13 protein-coding genes are annotated in these 14,311 nt (G+C 74.8%); 6 read left to right on the top strand and 7 right to left on the bottom strand.

Annotated features, from left to right (window positions below):
• The first annotated feature begins 128 nt into the window (after nucleotides 1-128).
• From E4U92_RS15150 to E4U92_RS15140, 3 genes are all read left to right on the top strand, one after another.
• A complete protein-coding gene (locus E4U92_RS15150) occupies nucleotides 129-2,495 on the top strand; it encodes a SpoIIE family protein phosphatase (RefSeq protein WP_137300894.1) in 2,367 nt (788 codons plus the stop codon).
• Between the two features lie 67 nt (nucleotides 2,496-2,562).
• Nucleotides 2,563-3,204: a DUF4232 domain-containing protein gene (locus E4U92_RS15145; protein WP_137300893.1), complete on the top strand. Its 642-nt coding sequence runs from the start codon at nucleotides 2,563-2,565 to the stop codon at nucleotides 3,202-3,204.
• A 103-nt stretch (nucleotides 3,205-3,307) separates the two neighbouring features.
• Nucleotides 3,308-4,624, top strand: coding sequence for an SLC13 family permease (locus E4U92_RS15140; protein WP_137300892.1), 1,317 nt, complete (start codon nucleotides 3,308-3,310; stop codon nucleotides 4,622-4,624).
• Between the two features lie 12 nt (nucleotides 4,625-4,636).
• Here E4U92_RS15140 and E4U92_RS15135 read toward each other — a convergent pair whose 3' ends face one another.
• From E4U92_RS15135 to E4U92_RS15120, 4 genes are all read right to left on the bottom strand, one after another.
• Nucleotides 4,637-6,526: an RICIN domain-containing protein gene (locus tag E4U92_RS15135; RefSeq protein ID WP_137300891.1), complete on the bottom strand. Its 1,890-nt coding sequence runs from the start codon at nucleotides 6,524-6,526 to the stop codon at nucleotides 4,637-4,639.
• Nucleotides 6,527-6,901: 375 nt separating this feature from the next.
• Nucleotides 6,902-7,870, bottom strand: coding sequence for an aldo/keto reductase (locus E4U92_RS15130; RefSeq protein ID WP_137300890.1), 969 nt, complete (start codon nucleotides 7,868-7,870; stop codon nucleotides 6,902-6,904).
• A gap of 61 nt (nucleotides 7,871-7,931) precedes the next feature.
• The gene (locus E4U92_RS15125; RefSeq protein ID WP_137300889.1) at nucleotides 7,932-8,471 is read right to left on the bottom strand and encodes a flavoprotein; all 540 of its coding nucleotides are present in this window, start codon (nucleotides 8,469-8,471) and stop codon (nucleotides 7,932-7,934) included.
• An 80-nt stretch (nucleotides 8,472-8,551) separates the two neighbouring features.
• Complete coding sequence (locus tag E4U92_RS15120) at nucleotides 8,552-9,739, bottom strand: abortive phage infection protein (protein WP_137300888.1); 1,188 nt, start codon at nucleotides 9,737-9,739, stop codon at nucleotides 8,552-8,554.
• Nucleotides 9,740-9,945: 206 nt separating this feature from the next.
• Here E4U92_RS15120 and E4U92_RS15115 point away from each other — a divergent pair, with 206 nt between their 5' ends.
• Nucleotides 9,946-10,392: a nitroreductase family deazaflavin-dependent oxidoreductase gene (locus E4U92_RS15115; protein WP_137300887.1), complete on the top strand. Its 447-nt coding sequence runs from the start codon at nucleotides 9,946-9,948 to the stop codon at nucleotides 10,390-10,392.
• A 105-nt stretch (nucleotides 10,393-10,497) separates the two neighbouring features.
• Here E4U92_RS15115 and E4U92_RS15110 read toward each other — a convergent pair whose 3' ends face one another.
• Entirely contained in the window at nucleotides 10,498-11,505 is a 1,008-nt protein-coding gene (locus E4U92_RS15110) for a cation diffusion facilitator family transporter (protein WP_229862050.1), read from the bottom strand.
• A 97-nt stretch (nucleotides 11,506-11,602) separates the two neighbouring features.
• Between E4U92_RS15110 and E4U92_RS15105 the strand changes: the two genes are divergently transcribed.
• Both E4U92_RS15105 and E4U92_RS15100 read left to right on the top strand, forming a co-directional pair.
• Nucleotides 11,603-12,622, top strand: coding sequence for a glutathione S-transferase family protein (locus tag E4U92_RS15105; RefSeq protein ID WP_137300885.1), 1,020 nt, complete (start codon nucleotides 11,603-11,605; stop codon nucleotides 12,620-12,622).
• 37 nt (nucleotides 12,623-12,659) lie between these two features.
• A complete protein-coding gene (locus E4U92_RS15100) occupies nucleotides 12,660-12,959 on the top strand; it encodes a DUF4235 domain-containing protein (RefSeq protein ID WP_067232962.1) in 300 nt (99 codons plus the stop codon).
• 122 nt (nucleotides 12,960-13,081) lie between these two features.
• Here E4U92_RS15100 and E4U92_RS15095 read toward each other — a convergent pair whose 3' ends face one another.
• The gene (locus E4U92_RS15095; RefSeq protein WP_137300884.1) at nucleotides 13,082-13,474 is read right to left on the bottom strand and encodes a VOC family protein; all 393 of its coding nucleotides are present in this window, start codon (nucleotides 13,472-13,474) and stop codon (nucleotides 13,082-13,084) included.
• Between the two features lie 102 nt (nucleotides 13,475-13,576).
• Nucleotides 13,577-14,152: a TetR/AcrR family transcriptional regulator gene (locus tag E4U92_RS15090; protein ID WP_137300883.1), complete on the bottom strand. Its 576-nt coding sequence runs from the start codon at nucleotides 14,150-14,152 to the stop codon at nucleotides 13,577-13,579.
• Nucleotides 14,153-14,311: the final 159 nt, after the last annotated feature.

Here is a 14,311-nt window from a genome sequence, read left to right as displayed (position 1 = left end):
CCTTGACCCGGGGCCGGGGCGGGGCGTTCCCGGCCCCGGGGGTTCCGGTCCGCGCCGGGACCGGACGCACTACGCTGGGACCAGGTGCGCGCCTGTTCACTGTGAGTGTCCGCGATGGAGTGGCGAGGATGAGCCCGGTCTATCCGTTCGACGAAGCCGCGACGGCGCGGGCCGTCGTCGGCGACGACGGCACCCTCGCGGACTGGGGCCCGGGCGCCCGCACGCTGCTCGGCTGGGAGCCGCACGACGTGGTCGGCACCCCCGCCGCCCACCTGCTCGCCGACGGGGCACCGCGCGTCCCCACCGGCCCCCGCTGGTCCGGAACACTCACTTTGCGCCACCGGGAGGGCCACCCGGTCACCGTGTGGCTGCTCGCCCACCACCGGCGGCCCGACGACGGCGGTCCCGGCCACTGGCTGGTGGTCGCCCCGCTGCCCGCGCCGCCCTCCCCCGCCGACGCGCTCCTCGCCGTGCAGGGTCCCCTCCAGTCGCCCTGCGCGGTCGCCGTGTACGACGACCGGCTGCGGCTGAGCCACCTCAACGACGCCATGGCCGAACTCCTCGGGCTGCCCGCCGAGCACATCCGGGGGCTGCGGCCGTCCGAGATCGGCGGGAGACCGCAGAGCGAGGCGCTGGAACGGGACATGCTGCGCGTCCTGACCACCGGCCGCGCCGAGGACGTGCGGACCCACCTGCGCACCGACGGCGAGGACGGCGCGTACGCCTGGCTGGCCCGGCTGGCGCCCGTCACCGACGACGCGGGGCGGGTGCGGGGCGTGACCATGGCCGCGCACGACTTCACCGAGCACCACCGGGCCCGCGAGCGGCTGCAACTGGTCAACGAGGCGAGCGTGCGCATCGGCACCACCCTCGACGTGACCCGCACCGCGCAGGAGCTGGCCGACGTGTGCGTGCCCGCCCTCGCCGACTTCGTCAGCGTCGACCTGCTGGACCCGCGCGGCGGCGAACCGCCCGCCCCGCTCACCGCCCCGCTGAGCCTGCGCCGGGCCGCGCACCAGTCGGTGAACCCGGGCGTGCCCGAGGCCCTCGCCGAGCCCGGCCAGGTGCTGACGTACCCGTCGGGATCGCCGCAGGCCGACTCGCTGACCAGCGGCCGCACCGTCGCCGTGACGCTGCCCCACCCCGACATGGAGCAGTGGCTGGCCGTGGACACCGAGCGCCGGGACCGGATGCGCGCGCTGGGCATCCACTCCAGCATGGCGGTGCCGCTGCGGGCCCGCGGTGTGACCCTCGGGGTGGCCGTGCTGCGGCGGTTCCGGCGGCCGGACCCGTTCAGCCCGGACGACGTGCTGCTCGCCGAGGAGGTCACCGCGCGGGCCGCCGTGTGCGTCGACAACGCGCGCCGCTTCTCCCGCGAGCGCGAGACCGCCCTCGCCCTCCAGCGCAGCCTGCTCCCCCGTTCGCTGCCGCGCACCGCCGGCGTGGACGCCGCCTCCCGCTACCTGCCGGCCGCGCGGGCCGGGGTCGGCGGCGACTGGTTCGACGTGATCCCACTGTCCGGGATGCGGGTGGCGATGGTCGTGGGCGACGTCGTCGGGCACGGCATCCAGGCGTCGGCCACGATGGGCCGGCTGCGCACCGCGGTGCGCACCCTCGCCGACATCGACCTGGCGCCCGACGAACTGCTCACCCACCTCGACGACCTGGTGGTGCGGCTGTCGGAGGAGGCGGGTGGCGAGGGCAGCCCCGGCGAGGTCGGGGCGACCTGCCTGTACGCGGTGTACGACCCCGTCTCACGCCGCTGCACGCTGGCCCGGGCCGGTCATCCCGCGCCCCTGATGCTGCCGCCCGGCGGTGCGCCCCGGACCGTCGAGCTGCCGGCCGGTCCGCCGCTGGGGCTGGGCGGGCTGCCCTTCGAGTCGGCCGAGCTGTACCTGTCCGAGGGCAGCGTGCTCGCCTTCTACACCGACGGGCTGATCGAGTCCCGGCTGCGCGACGTGGACGCGGCCCGCGACGACCTGTGCGCGGCGCTGGCCGCGCCGTCCGGCTCCCTGGACGAGACCTGCGACCGCATCCTGCGCGGGCTGCTGCCGGCCGGCGGTGCCGCCGACGACGTGGCCCTGCTGCTGGCCCGCACCCGCGGCCTGCCCGCCTCGCAGGTCGCCACCTGGGACATCCCGGCCGACCCGGCGCTGGTCGCGCCGATCCGCAAGCAAGTCCTCGCCCAGCTCGACACCTGGGAGCTGAGCGCGGTGTCGTTCACCGCCGAGCTGGTGGTCAGCGAACTGGTCACCAACGCCATCCGGTACGGCTCCCACCCGATCCGGCTGCGGCTCATCCACGACACCGCCACGCTGATCTGCGAGGTGTCCGACACCAGCCACACCGCGCCGCACCTGCGCCGCGCCAAGACCTGGGACGAGGGCGGCCGGGGGCTGCTGCTGGTCGCGCAGCTCACCCAGCGGTGGGGCAGCCGGCACACCGCCGACGGCAAGACGATCTGGGCGGAGCTCGGCCTGGTCGAGGAGGAGTGAGCCGCCCGGCGCACGGGAACACGCGGTGCCAGGGACCGCTTCGAACCACCGGGAAAGGTGGACGGACATGGTGCACGGTCGCCCCGGCCGACTGCTCGTAGGCGCTCTGGCGGTACTGGGCCTGGTCGGCGGCTGCGCCGGCGGCCACGGCTCCGGTGCCTCGTCGGCCTCCCCCGCGGGCGGGACCACCTCCGCGGCGCCCCGGACCTCGGCGTCCGCCCCCGCCCCCGGGACCCCCACGGCCGCGACCGCGACCGCTCCGGGGCGCGGGGCGTCGACCGCGGCCGGCGGCCGCTGCCACAGCTCCGAACTGCGCGCCTTCGTCGGCCGCGACGACCCGGGGGCCGGTCAGGAGAACTTCCCGGTCGTGCTCACCAACACCTCCACCCGCACCTGCACGGTGTACGGCCATCCCGGCGCCGCCTTCCTCGACGCGTCCGGCCGGCAGCTCGGCGCCGACCCCGAGCGCAGCTCCGCCACCCCGCCGGTGCGGATCACGCTGGCCCCCGGCCGCAGTGCGTGGGCCGGACTGAGCTTCTCCAGCCCGGAGGTGAGCGGCGCGCGGGCGGCGACCCCGGTGACGCTGCTGGTGACCCCGCCGGACGAGCACGACCCGCTCAGGGTGCGGTGGACGGGCGGCCCGGTACCGGTGTCGGGCAACGCCTCCGCCGTGCGGCTGACGGCGCTCGCGGCGGGGACCGGTCCCTGACGGACCCCGGCGGGCCGTTCCTGCCTCGCCGGACCGGGCGGTTCCGCGATGGAGCGGACCGAGCGATTCCGCGATGGAGCGTTTCTTACCGTGGCCTGTTTTGATGTGTTCCCTTGTCCGACTGTCCGACCGAACGCGCTCCCGAGGATCCGCCCTGAACGCCCCGCTCGCCGAAGCCCTGTCCGTCGTCCTGCTCGTCGCTTCCCTGGTGTGGGCCGTCCTGCGCCCCCAGGGCCGCCCGGAGGCACTGGTCGCCGTGCCGGCCGCCGCCGTGGCGCTCGCCGCCGGCGTGATCTCCCCGCAGCACGCGCTCGCCGAGGCCGAGCGGCTGGGGCCGGTGATCGGCTTCCTGGCCGCCGTCCTGGTGCTCGCCCACTTCTGCGCGGTCGAGGGACTCTTCACGGCGTGCGGGGCGTGGATGGCCCGGCGGGCGGCGGGGCGCCCCCGGCGGCTGCTGACGTCGGTGTTCGTACTGGCCTCGGTGATCACGGCGGTGCTCAGCCTGGACGCCACGGTGGTCCTGCTCACCCCGGTCGTCCTCGCCACCGCGGCCCGCATGGGCGTGCGGGCCAAGCCCCACTTGTACGCGTGCGCCCACCTGTCGAACACGGCCTCGCTGCTGCTGCCGGTGTCCAACCTCACCAACCTGCTGGCGTTCACGGCGAGCGGGCTCAGCTTCACCCGGTTCGCGGCGCTGATGACGCTGCCCTGGGTGGTCGCCGTGGGCGCCGAGTACCTGGTCTTCCGCCGCTTCTTCGCCGCCGACCTGCCGGCGGCCGAGCCGGAGCCGGACACCGGCCCGGCGCCGCAGGTGCCGCTGTTCGCCCTGATCACGGTGGCCTGCACGCTCGCGGGGTTCGTGGTGGCGTCGGCCGCCGGGGTGGAGCCGGCCTGGGCGGCGTTCGCCGGGGCGCTCGTCCTCGCCGTGCGGGCCATGGTGCGGCGGCAGGCGGGGCCCGTCGAGGTCGTGCGGGCCGCGGCACCGGGGTTCCTGGCGTTCGTGCTGGCGCTCGGCGTCGTGGTCCGGGCGGTCGTGGACAACGGTCTCGCCGACGCCCTGCGGCACCTCCTGCCGGAGGGCTCGGGGCTGCTCACCCTGTTCGCGGTGGCCGCCCTGGCCGCCCTGCTGGCGAACCTGATCAACAACCTGCCGGCCGTCCTGGTCCTGGTGCCCCTGACGGCCCCGGCCGGGCCCGGTGTGGTGCTGGCCGTGCTGCTGGGCGTGAACATCGGCCCGAACCTGACGTACGCCGGGTCGCTGGCGACCCTCCTCTGGCGGCGCGTGGTGCACGCCCAGGCGGACGCCTCCGACCACGCGCAGGTGGGTGAGTTCACCCGGCTCGGCCTGCTCACGGTGCCCGCGTCCCTGGGCGTGGCGGTCCTGGCGCTGTGGGGGTCGCTGCAGCTCCTGGGGACCTGACCCGGGCGCGGGTCAGCGGCGCCCGTACCCGGTGCCTCCGTGGCCGTGACCGTCGTAGCCGCCGTAGCCGCCCGGGCCGCCTGGCCGGCCGTCGCCGCCGCGGTCGCCCCACGAGCAGGCGTACCAGGTGGCGTACGAGCAGGTCGGCGTGGCGGACGCCGACGGGGCGGGCGTGCGGTCCGGCGGGGCGGTGGTCGGGGCGGGGGCCGCGGGCCGCGCCGGCCTCGGACTCGGGGACGAGCTGGGGCCGGTGCCGCCGTCGGCGCCCCAGTTGACGGTCTGCAGGTGCGGATCGGGCCCGGAGGTGTCGATCACCCAGCGCTGGACGGCGCTGTCGGCGCGGTTCTTCGCCACGAGGGTGCCGGAGCCGTCGGTCGCGGCGGGGGTCAGGGCCAGGTCCTGGTTCCAGCGCGGGACCAGCGTGCCCTGGAGGGTGAAGTCGTGGCGCAGGTCGCGGGCGGCGGTGCCGGTGCTCGCGCACGGGGTGAGCCGTACCGAGTAGGCGAGGCGGGAGTCGAGGCAGAGGGCGGGGGCGGCGCCGTTGCGCAGCAGCCCGTCGGGCTCGTAGGCCCACTGCTGTCCGGCCGCCGAGGAGCAGGGGGCGAGGCCGGTCTCCGCGCCGCTCACCGCCTTCCCCCCGATGATCCCGACACACAGCCCGGAGGCGACGTTGTGCAGCCGGCCGCGCAGGGTGCCCGCCGCCCCGGACTCACCCGCGCTCACCCAGGAGGGCCCGGACGTTCCGGCGCCCGGCCCGGTGGAGGTGGCCGGGCCGGGGCGGCGGCCCGCTCCGTCGCCGGTGCCGAGGAGGGACCACACGACCAGGGGCAGCGCGATCAGGCCGCTGACGGTGAGCGCGGCGACGGCGAGATGCCTGCGGCGGGCGCGACGGGCCGCCTTGCGCACCGACCGCGGGCGGGGCGCGGTGGATGCGCTGGTCCCGGCCGCTGCGCTGGTCCTGCCGGCTCCGGTGGCTGCGGTGGCCCCGGTCGTGAACGCCTCCCCCGCGGGCGGGGGCGTGTCCCGCGCGCCTGCGGTGTGCGGGGTCGCGTGGTCGGGCGGCGGCTCGGGGAGGGTGAGGCGCGAGGTGAGGTAGGCGCGGGCACCCCAGCCGAGCACGCCCTCGGCGAGGGCGAGGCCGAGCCCGTCGGCGCAGTGGCGCAACTGGTCGGCGGTGTGCGCGCAGTGGCGGCAGTGCCGGAGGTGGGCGCGCAGGTCGGGGTCCACGTCGGCGCCGCCGCGGCGGCAGGTGACGTCGAGCAGCCGGTGGTAGCGGTGGCAGTCCTCGTCGACGGCGAGTTCGCGGTGCAGCTGGAGGCACTCCTCGCGCAGTCGCTCGCGGGAGCGGCGCAGCTCGACCGTGGCGCCCTCGTCGTCGAGGCCGAGCAGGGCGGCGGGCGCGGACGTCGGTTCCGCCTCGACCTCGGTGTGCCAGAGCAGGCAGCGGGCCGTCTGCGGCAGCCGCTGGTAGGCGCGGGAGAGCAGGCGGCGGTTCAGCGGCGGCAGGAGCCGCGCGGCCAGCCGCTCGCCGTCGCCGCCAGCGGCGCGCAGCTCGGGGTGGAGGAGTTCGCGGCGGCCGTCGCCGTCCCACTCGGCGGCGATGCGGCGCACGGTGACCAGCAGGTGGGGGCGCCAGGCGGCGGTGGGGCCGTTCTGGCGCATCGACTCGCCGAAGACGCGGGTGAAGGCGGCCGTGGTGAGCATGCCGGCCGCGCGTTCCCCGTCGGTGCACAGCCGGGCGTAGGCGAAGGCCGCCTCCCAGTGCCGGTCGAGGAGTTCACCGACGGGGTGCAGCGCGGGTGACGCACCGGTCCAGTTCTTGAGTTCGGCACTGAGCTGTTCGTCCGTCGCAGCGGAACGGCGTGCCGAAGTCGTGGAATCGGACAGGCCGGTGTCTTTCACGACTGCATTCCTCCTGGGACACGTGTCAGAAAGTCCATACCAAACGGTATGGCGACCGGCCGACGGAGCGCCGGGCTTTTCTCGCGCAGGGTTGGGCTTCTCGCACGTCCGCCAGGGGCTGCCCGTGTGGAGCGTGGGGGGTGGACGGGAGCGGCCTCCGCGCACAGCGGGGCGAACCTCGTTGTCTGTGCGCCGACACGCACACCTTGGCACAGCCGAAGGATCAGGAACAAGCGATTCCACGGTTTTGCGCGAAGGGTGCGGTCGGCGCGATATTGACACCGGGTCAATTCGCGCGGCTATTCGAGGACGCTCCCGCTATTGGTGTCCCTTTCGCGAGGTCAGCGGTGTCCGCATTCCGCGCAATGGGGTGTTTCAGTGACCGGCGACGGGGTGCGGGGTGTAGGGCCCTTCCAGTTCTTCCCGCTCCTTTTCGGTCAGGTCCAGTTCCACCGCGGCCACCGCGTCCTCGAGGTGCCGGGGCTTCGAGGCGCCGATGATCGGAGCGGTCACGGTGTCCTGCTGCAGCAGCCAGGCCAGGGCCACCTGGGCGCGCGGGACGCCGCGCTCGTCGGCGATGCGGCCGACGGCCTCGACGACGGCGCGGTCGCCCTCCTGGTAGAGGCCGCTGCCGAAGGCGTCCGTCGTGCTGCGGTCGGTGACGGTGCCCCACTCACGGGTGAGCCGTCCCCGGGCGAGCGGGCTCCACGGCAGCACCCCGACGCCCTGGTCGGCGCAGAGCGGCAGCATCTCGCGCTCCTCCTCGCGATAGAGGAGGTTGTAGTGGTTCTGCATGGAGACGAACTTCGTCCAGCCGTGCCGCTCGGCGGTGTACTGGGCCTTGGAGAACTGCCAGGCGTACATCGAACTCGCCCCGATGTAGCGGACCTTGCCCGCCTTCACCAGGTCGTGCAGCGCCTCCATGGTCTCCTCGACCGGGGTGTGCGGGTCCCAGCGGTGGATCTGGTAGAGGTCCACGTAGTCGGTGCCCAGGCGGCGCAGGCTGTGGTCGATCTCGGTCATGATCGCCTTGCGGGAGAGCCCGGCGCCGTTGGGGCCCGGGCGCATCCTGCCGTGCACCTTCGTGGCCAGCACGATGTCGTCGCGGCGGGCGAAGTCGCGCAGCGCCCGTCCGACGATCTCCTCGCTGGTGCCGTCGGAGTAGACGTTGGCGGTGTCGAAGAAGGTGATGCCCGCCTCCAGCGCCTGCCGGATCAGCGGGCGGGAGGCGTCCTCGTCCAGGGTCCACTCGTGCGTGCCCCGGTCCGGCACGCCGTAGGTCATGCAGCCCAGGCAGATCCGCGACACGTCCAGGCCCGTCGTGCCGAGCTTCACGTACTCCATCGTTCCTGCTCCCCGCGGTCGGTGGCGTTCTCGCTCCGGCACCCTCGTCGGGCCCGGCCGGTCAGCGGCGGTCCTCGTCGAGCAGGTCGAGCACCCGCTCCCAGCCGAACTGCGGCCGGCCGCCGTCCTCCCCCGCCTGCCCACCGTAGGGGTCGGCGAACCGTACGCCCATGCCCCGCAGGCGGGCCACGCTCTCCCGGTACGCGGGGTGTGCGGCCAGCGCGTCGGCCACGCAGGGCAGCACGGCGATCGGCACCCCGAGCCCGGCCACCTCGCACAGGGTGCCCAGGGCGAGGGTGTCGGCTATCCCGGCGGCCCACTTGTTGACGGTGTTGAAGGTCGCCGGGGCGAGTACGAGGGCGTCGGGCGCGGGGAAGGGCCGTGGCTCGCCGGGACGCCGCCAGGCCGAGCGCAGGGGCCGGCCCGTCCGGGCGCGCACCGCCTCGGCGTCGAAGAAGCCGTTCATGGCGTGGGGGGTCGCGATGACGCCGACCTCCCAGTTCCGCTCCTGCGCGGCGGTGATCAGTGTGCCGACGTCGGCGGCGACCCCGGCGGCGCAGACGACGACGTAGAGGAACGGGCTGCGGTCGGGATCGGTCATCCGTGCACCCTACTGAGGCGGGCGGGCGACCTCGCGCGGCCGGGCCACGGGGAGCCGGCGGCAACGGAGTCGGGCCCTCCTCAGGCACCGGGGTGACGGCCGCCCCGGGTGCGGCGATCCGCGCGGGCGTAGCCGCGGGCCAGTGCGTGGAACGCCTCCTTCGGCTCCCAGTGCCAGTCGGAGTCCGGATCGCCCGGGCGGTCCTGGAGCGTCTTGGTGAGCGCGTAGCTCGCCAGGTCGAGGTCGTGGCGCGGGTCGCCGGGGCGGTGCGGGCTGTCGGGGGTGACGAACTCGAACGCCATCGCGGCGTACAGGCCCAGCGACGAGAAGACGTCGACCAGGTCCGCGACGTAGGCCGCCTGGGTGCGCTCGCTGCGCACGAGCCCGGCCCTGACCTCCCCCGTTGCCGGGTCGACGACGTCCCAGCCCATTCCGCCGGCCCCGGGTGCGCCGACGTAGGCGCAGGTGCCGAACTCGGTGATCGCCAGCGGCTTGCCCCAGCGCAGGTACCGGCGCAGTTCGCGGCGGTGCGCCGCGTGGTCGCGGAACGCGGCGTAGTAGTCGATGCCGACCACGTCGAACAGCCGCCAGTCGACCTCGTCGTCCTGGGCGGCGGCGTACCCGAGCCGGCCGTGGAACACGGAGCGGCCGACGGCCGCCGCCCGGGCCGTGAACGCGTCCAGCCGGCGCTGCACGGCGACGGGGTCCACGTGGCCCTCCAGCAGGTTGCGCACCCGTTCCAGGACCGTGGCGCCGGGCACGATGCCCGGCACGAACAGCCAGAACTCACAGCCCACGCCGAGGTCCACGCTCACCCCCTGCCGCCGCAGACGCTCGGCGAACCGCCCGGTCTCGGCGAGGTGGTCCAGGATGTCGCGCTGTGGCAGGTCGCCGAGCGTCGGCTGCAGCCAGACGTGCAGCCCGAGTTCGGCGGCCTCGGCGGCGGTGGCCGTCAGGCGCGCCACGCCGTCGCCGGTGACGTCGACGGTGTCGGCGTGCAGGGCGTCGCGGATCACGCGGAGGTCCGCGCGCATCCGGGCCGCGCTGAAGCCGGTGGCCGGCGTCCCGCCGGCGCCGACGGTGTACACGACACCCCGGTGGCGCAGGCCGCGCCGCGGCCCGCCGGCCCCCGCGGCGGCGGCCCGAGCGGCTCCCGCGGTCTGCGCGGCCCCCACGGCCCGGCCGGTGGGCAGCAGCGCCGCCGACACTCCGGCGGCCGCCGCTCCGGCGAGGAACCGTGCCCTGCTCGTCCCGTTGCTCTTCTCCATGCCGCCACTCTCCGGGCGCGCCGGGCCCGGCGCCGTCGCCCGAAGGTCTACGGCACCGCGACCGAGGGATGACGTCCCGGGCCGAAAGCCGCCCCGCAGTGCGTGTCGGTACGCGATCCTGGCGGAACCCGGTGCGGATGATCCGTAGGCGTACCGGTGTTGACGCACGGTGCGAGTCAGTCCGTGACGCGAGGAAAGGACATGCCATGCCCCTCGAAGGCGAGTACGAGCCGAGCCCCGAGCAGTGGGTGCGCGACCAGGTGGAGCTGTACGAGAGCTCCGGCGGCACCGAGGGAACGACGCTCCGGGACACCGGGCTGCCGGTGATCGTGCTGACGACCCGGGGAGCGAAGAGCGGGAAGATCCGCAAGACGCCGCTGATGCGGGTGGAGCACGAGGGCCGTTACGCGGTGGTCGCCTCCCAGGGCGGTGCGCCGAAGCACCCGGTCTGGTACCACAACATCAAGGCCGACCCGCACGTCGAGCTGCAGGACGGGCCCGACCGGCGGGACTACCGGGCCCGTGAGGTGACGGGTGCGGAGAAGGCCGACTGGTGGGAGCGGGCCGTCGCGGCGTACCCGCCCTACGCCGAGTACCAGACGAAGACCGACCGGGAGATCCCGGTGTTCGTGCTGGAGCCGCTGTCGGACTGAGGCACCGGATCCCGCGGCGGGTGCGGTACGGGCAGACCCGTCCGCACCCGCCGAGGAAGTCCCTGCCCGGGGCGCATGAAGGACCGCGCCCCGGGCACGCGGAGGTCAGGCCCCGCCGCGCTCCCCCGTCGCGGCGGGGCTTTCGTGCGTCTCCCGCGTGCCGCGGTCGGTGACGTCGAGGAAGATCTCCCCCGCGTCGGGGACCGCCTCGGCGACGGAGCGCTTGATGCGGTCGGCGACCTCCTCGACCTGTTCGCTGTCGAGGCCGGGCATCAGGTCGATACGGGCGGCGACCAGGATCGAGTCCAGGCCCGTCTTCATGGTGAACAGGGCCTCCACGCTGTCGATCTCCGGCTGCGCGGCCAGCAGGTCCCGGATGCGGTCGCTGGCCTCGGGGTCGGCCGCCTCGCCGATGAGCTGGTCGCGCGCCTCGCGGCCCAGGCGGTAGGCGACGTAGACGAGCAGCGCGCCGATCGCGATCGAGGCGGACGCCTCCCACACGACCTGCCCGGTCACCATGTGCAGCGCCATGCCGACGGCTGCCAGGGTGACGCCGAGCACCGCGGTGCCGTCCTCCGCGACGACGGTGCGCAGCGCGGGGTCGCGCAGTCCGGCCTTGCCGCCCTGGCGGCGGACCTGCTGCAGGGCGCGGAACAGCGAGGCGCCCTCGGCGAGGAAGGCGACGCCGAGCACGATCAGGCCGGCGATGTAGCCGCTCAACTCCTCCTCGGCACCGTTCCTCAGGGCCTCGACGCCCTGGAAGACGGAGAAGCAGCCGCCCATGACGAAGATCCCGACGGCGGCGAGCAGCGACCAGAAGAAGCGCTCCTTGCCGTAGCCGAAGGGATGACGCCGGTCGGCCGGGCGCCTGCTGCGCCGCAGGGCCGCCAGCAGGAAGACCTCGTTCAGGCTGTCCGCCACGGAGTGCGCGGCCTCCGACAACAGGGCCGGGGAGCCGGCCAGCAGGCCGCCCACGGCCTTGGCGGCCGCGATGACCAGGTTGGCGGCGAGCGCCACCAGCACGGTGACCCGTGTGCGGCGGTCCGCCCCCTCCTCGGTGTGCTCGTCCGTCCGGTCCGTCTCTGTCTGCGTCTGCGTCGCTGTCCCGCTCACCCTGGGCGACTGCCCCGGCCGGATGCGCTCACACCGTGCCGTCGGCCGAAAACGGGGAACGCGTAGCGCAGGAGACGCACGAGCGACGGGAGGCGGCATGAGGGGTGGCGGCGACGGCAACCAGGCGTACGGCCACCGGGCGTTCAAGCGGTCCCGGAGCCACTTCGCGGACCGGATCACCGCGGACGGCCGGGACGGCTGGCCGGTGGAGGCCGGGCGCTACCGGCTGGTCGTCAGCCGGGCCTGCCCCTGGGCGAGCCGGGCGGTGATCTCCCGGCGGCTGCTGGGCCTGGAGGAGGCGCTGTCCCTCGCCGTCACCGACCCCGTGCAGGACGACCGGAGCTGGCGGTTCACCCTGGACCCCGACAGCCGCGACCCGGTGCTCGGCATCCGCTACCTGGCGGAGGCCTACGAACGGCGCGAGCCCGGCCACCCCGGCGGGGTGAGCGTGCCGGCGGTCGTCGACGTGCCGAGCGGCCGGCTGGTCACCAACGACTACCAGCAGCTCACGCTGGACCTCGCCACCGAGTGGACGGCGCTGCACCGGCCGGGCGCGCCCGACCTGTACCCGGAGAAGCTGCGCGACGAGATCGACGCGGTGATGGCCGACGTGTACGAGGACGTGAACAACGGGGTGTACCGGGCCGGGTTCGCGCACGAGCAGGCGGGGTACGAGGCGGCCTGCACGGGCGTCTTCCGGCGCCTGGAGCTGCTGTCGGAGCGACTGGCCGGGCAGCGCTACCTGGTGGGTGACACGATCACCGAGGCGGACATCCGGCTGTTCACCACACTGGTCCGTTTCGACGCGGTCTATCACGGTCACTTCAAGTGCAACCGCTGGAAGCTGACGGAGGACCCGGTGCTGTGGGCGTACGCGCGTGACCTGTTCCAGACGCCCGGCTTCGGCGACACCGTCGACTTCGACCACATCAAGCGGCACTACTACCAGGTCCACACCGGCATCAACCCGACCCGGATCGTGCCCCTCGGCCCGGACCTGTCCGGCTGGCTCGCCCCGCACCGCCGGGAGGAGCTGGGCGGGCGGCCGTTCGGCGACGGCACCCCGCCCGGGCCGGTGCCGGCCGGCGAGCAGGTCCCGGCGCGGGGACGGCCCTGACCCGACGACCGACCGTACGTACAACAAGGAGGCGCACGTGGCCAAGAAGAAGCGGAAACTCCCCCTGGTCTACCAGCCCGTCGGATTCGTGTTCAGCTGGGCGAGCGGCGCCCTGGCGGGATACGCCTTCCAGCAGGTGTGGAAGGCCGTGCGGCACGAGGACGACGCTCCGGACGCACTGGACCGTGAGCGCGGCTGGGGTGAGATCCTGCTGGCCGCGGCGATCCAGGGCGCGATCTTCGCGGCGGTCCGCAGCGCGGCCGACCGCACCGGTGCGAAGGCGATCGAGCGGTCCACCGGGACGTGGCCGGCGAAGGACAAGAAGGGCCGCGACTGAGCGGCGGGGTGTCACGGGCCGGAGACGCCAGGGACGCGGACACCGGCCGGTACGACGTCGAGAGGGGCTGGGCCGTGCGGCCCAGCCCCTCTCGTGCGTCGCCCTCGCCCCGCGCTGTGCGGTCAGCCCTGCTTGGGCGCGGGTGCCGGGACCTTGCGCAGGGTGAAGGAGTGGCCCGCCGGGTCGGAGCAGGCACGCTCCTCGTACGGGCCGGGAGCGGACTTGGCCTCCAGGGGACGGCCGCCGAGGGACACGACCCGGCGCTCCGCCTCGTCGAGGTCCGTGACCACGAAGTCCAGGTGCGCCTGGAGCGAGTTCTCCGGGCGCGGCCAGCTCGGCGGGGTCGCGTTGACGTCCCGGCGGAAGGCGAGCCGGGTGCCGCCCGCGCCGGTGATCTCCACCCGGTTGGCGTTGACGTAGGTCTCCTCGCCGTCCAGCAGCGCCTTGTAGAACTCCGCGAGCTGCTCGGGCTCCGCGCAGTCGAGCACGACGACGCCCGCTTCCACCAGTGCCATGACTCCTCCGTGTCTCCGGTCGGACCCTTCTGATACCCCGGATTCAGGCCCCCACCGGCCGCCCGCCGTCCCCGGCCGGCCGCCCCCGGCCCGCCGGCGCGCTCACCCCGCCCGGCGCAGTCCCGCGACCAGGAGGGCCGCCAGGCGGCGCGCGTCGTAGCGGGGGTCGTTGTCGGCGCCGATGCAGAGGTTGCCGACGCCCCGCATGAGCGCGTACGGCTCGATGTCGGCGCGGATCTCGCCGGCGGCGGCGTCGAGCAGATGGCCGCACACCGGCACCAGGCGGTCGAGGAAGTAGGCGTGCAGCGCGTCGAAGCCGGCGCCGGGCTGGAGGACGGCGGCCAGGCCGTGCTTGGTGACCAGGAAGTCGACGAACAGGTCGATCCACCGCTCCAGCGCGGTGTGCGGGCTGGGGCTCTCGGCCAGCAGGCGGGGGCCCGCCTCGGCGCAGGCGTCCACCTGGTGCCGGTAGACGGCCACGATGAGGTCCGCGCGGGTCGGGAAGTGGCGGTAGATCGTGCCCACGCCGACCCCGGCCCGGGCCGCGATCTCGCGCACGGGCGCGTCGACGCCCTGCACGACGAAGACCGCGGCGGCCGCCTCCAGCAGGTTCGCCTTGTTGCGCCGCGCGTCCTTGCGCCGGCCGGCCGGCCCGGCTCCCTCGTCGCCGTCGTGCACGGTGCCGCTCCTCTCTCCTGTCGCCGGGTCGTGGCTGACGCCGGACCTGCGTCGCTGGCAAAACGGAACGATGTTCCGTATGGTCGTAACGGAACGCGGTTCCGCTTGCTCATGATGCCAGAGCGCGGGCCACCGCGGCCACGTCCCGCGCTGCCCCCG

It is taken from the genome of Streptomyces galbus (genome assembly GCF_005280195.1).
GTDB lineage: Bacteria > Actinomycetota > Actinomycetes > Streptomycetales > Streptomycetaceae > Streptomyces > Streptomyces galbus.
The sequence above is the reverse complement of the archived record's forward strand: the minus strand, read 5'-3'. Positions and strand labels throughout refer to the sequence as shown.

What these genes read in the sequence shown, in the direction of transcription:
- E4U92_RS15150 (WP_137300894.1), top strand. Translation starts at nt 129, where the DNA reads ATGAGCCCGGTCTATCCGTTCGACGAAGCCGCGACGGCGCGGGCCGTC.
- E4U92_RS15145 (WP_137300893.1), top strand. Translation starts at nt 2,563, where the DNA reads ATGGTGCACGGTCGCCCCGGCCGACTGCTCGTAGGCGCTCTGGCGGTA.
- E4U92_RS15140 (WP_137300892.1), top strand. Translation starts at nt 3,308, where the DNA reads ATGTGTTCCCTTGTCCGACTGTCCGACCGAACGCGCTCCCGAGGATCC.
- E4U92_RS15130 (WP_137300890.1), bottom strand. Translation starts at nt 7,870, where the DNA reads ATGGAGTACGTGAAGCTCGGCACGACGGGCCTGGACGTGTCGCGGATC.
- E4U92_RS15125 (WP_137300889.1), bottom strand. Translation starts at nt 8,471, where the DNA reads ATGACCGATCCCGACCGCAGCCCGTTCCTCTACGTCGTCGTCTGCGCC.
- E4U92_RS15120 (WP_137300888.1), bottom strand. Translation starts at nt 9,739, where the DNA reads ATGGAGAAGAGCAACGGGACGAGCAGGGCACGGTTCCTCGCCGGAGCG.
- E4U92_RS15115 (WP_137300887.1), top strand. Translation starts at nt 9,946, where the DNA reads ATGCCCCTCGAAGGCGAGTACGAGCCGAGCCCCGAGCAGTGGGTGCGC.
- E4U92_RS15105 (WP_137300885.1), top strand. Translation starts at nt 11,603, where the DNA reads ATGAGGGGTGGCGGCGACGGCAACCAGGCGTACGGCCACCGGGCGTTC.
- E4U92_RS15095 (WP_137300884.1), bottom strand. Translation starts at nt 13,474, where the DNA reads ATGGCACTGGTGGAAGCGGGCGTCGTCGTGCTCGACTGCGCGGAGCCC.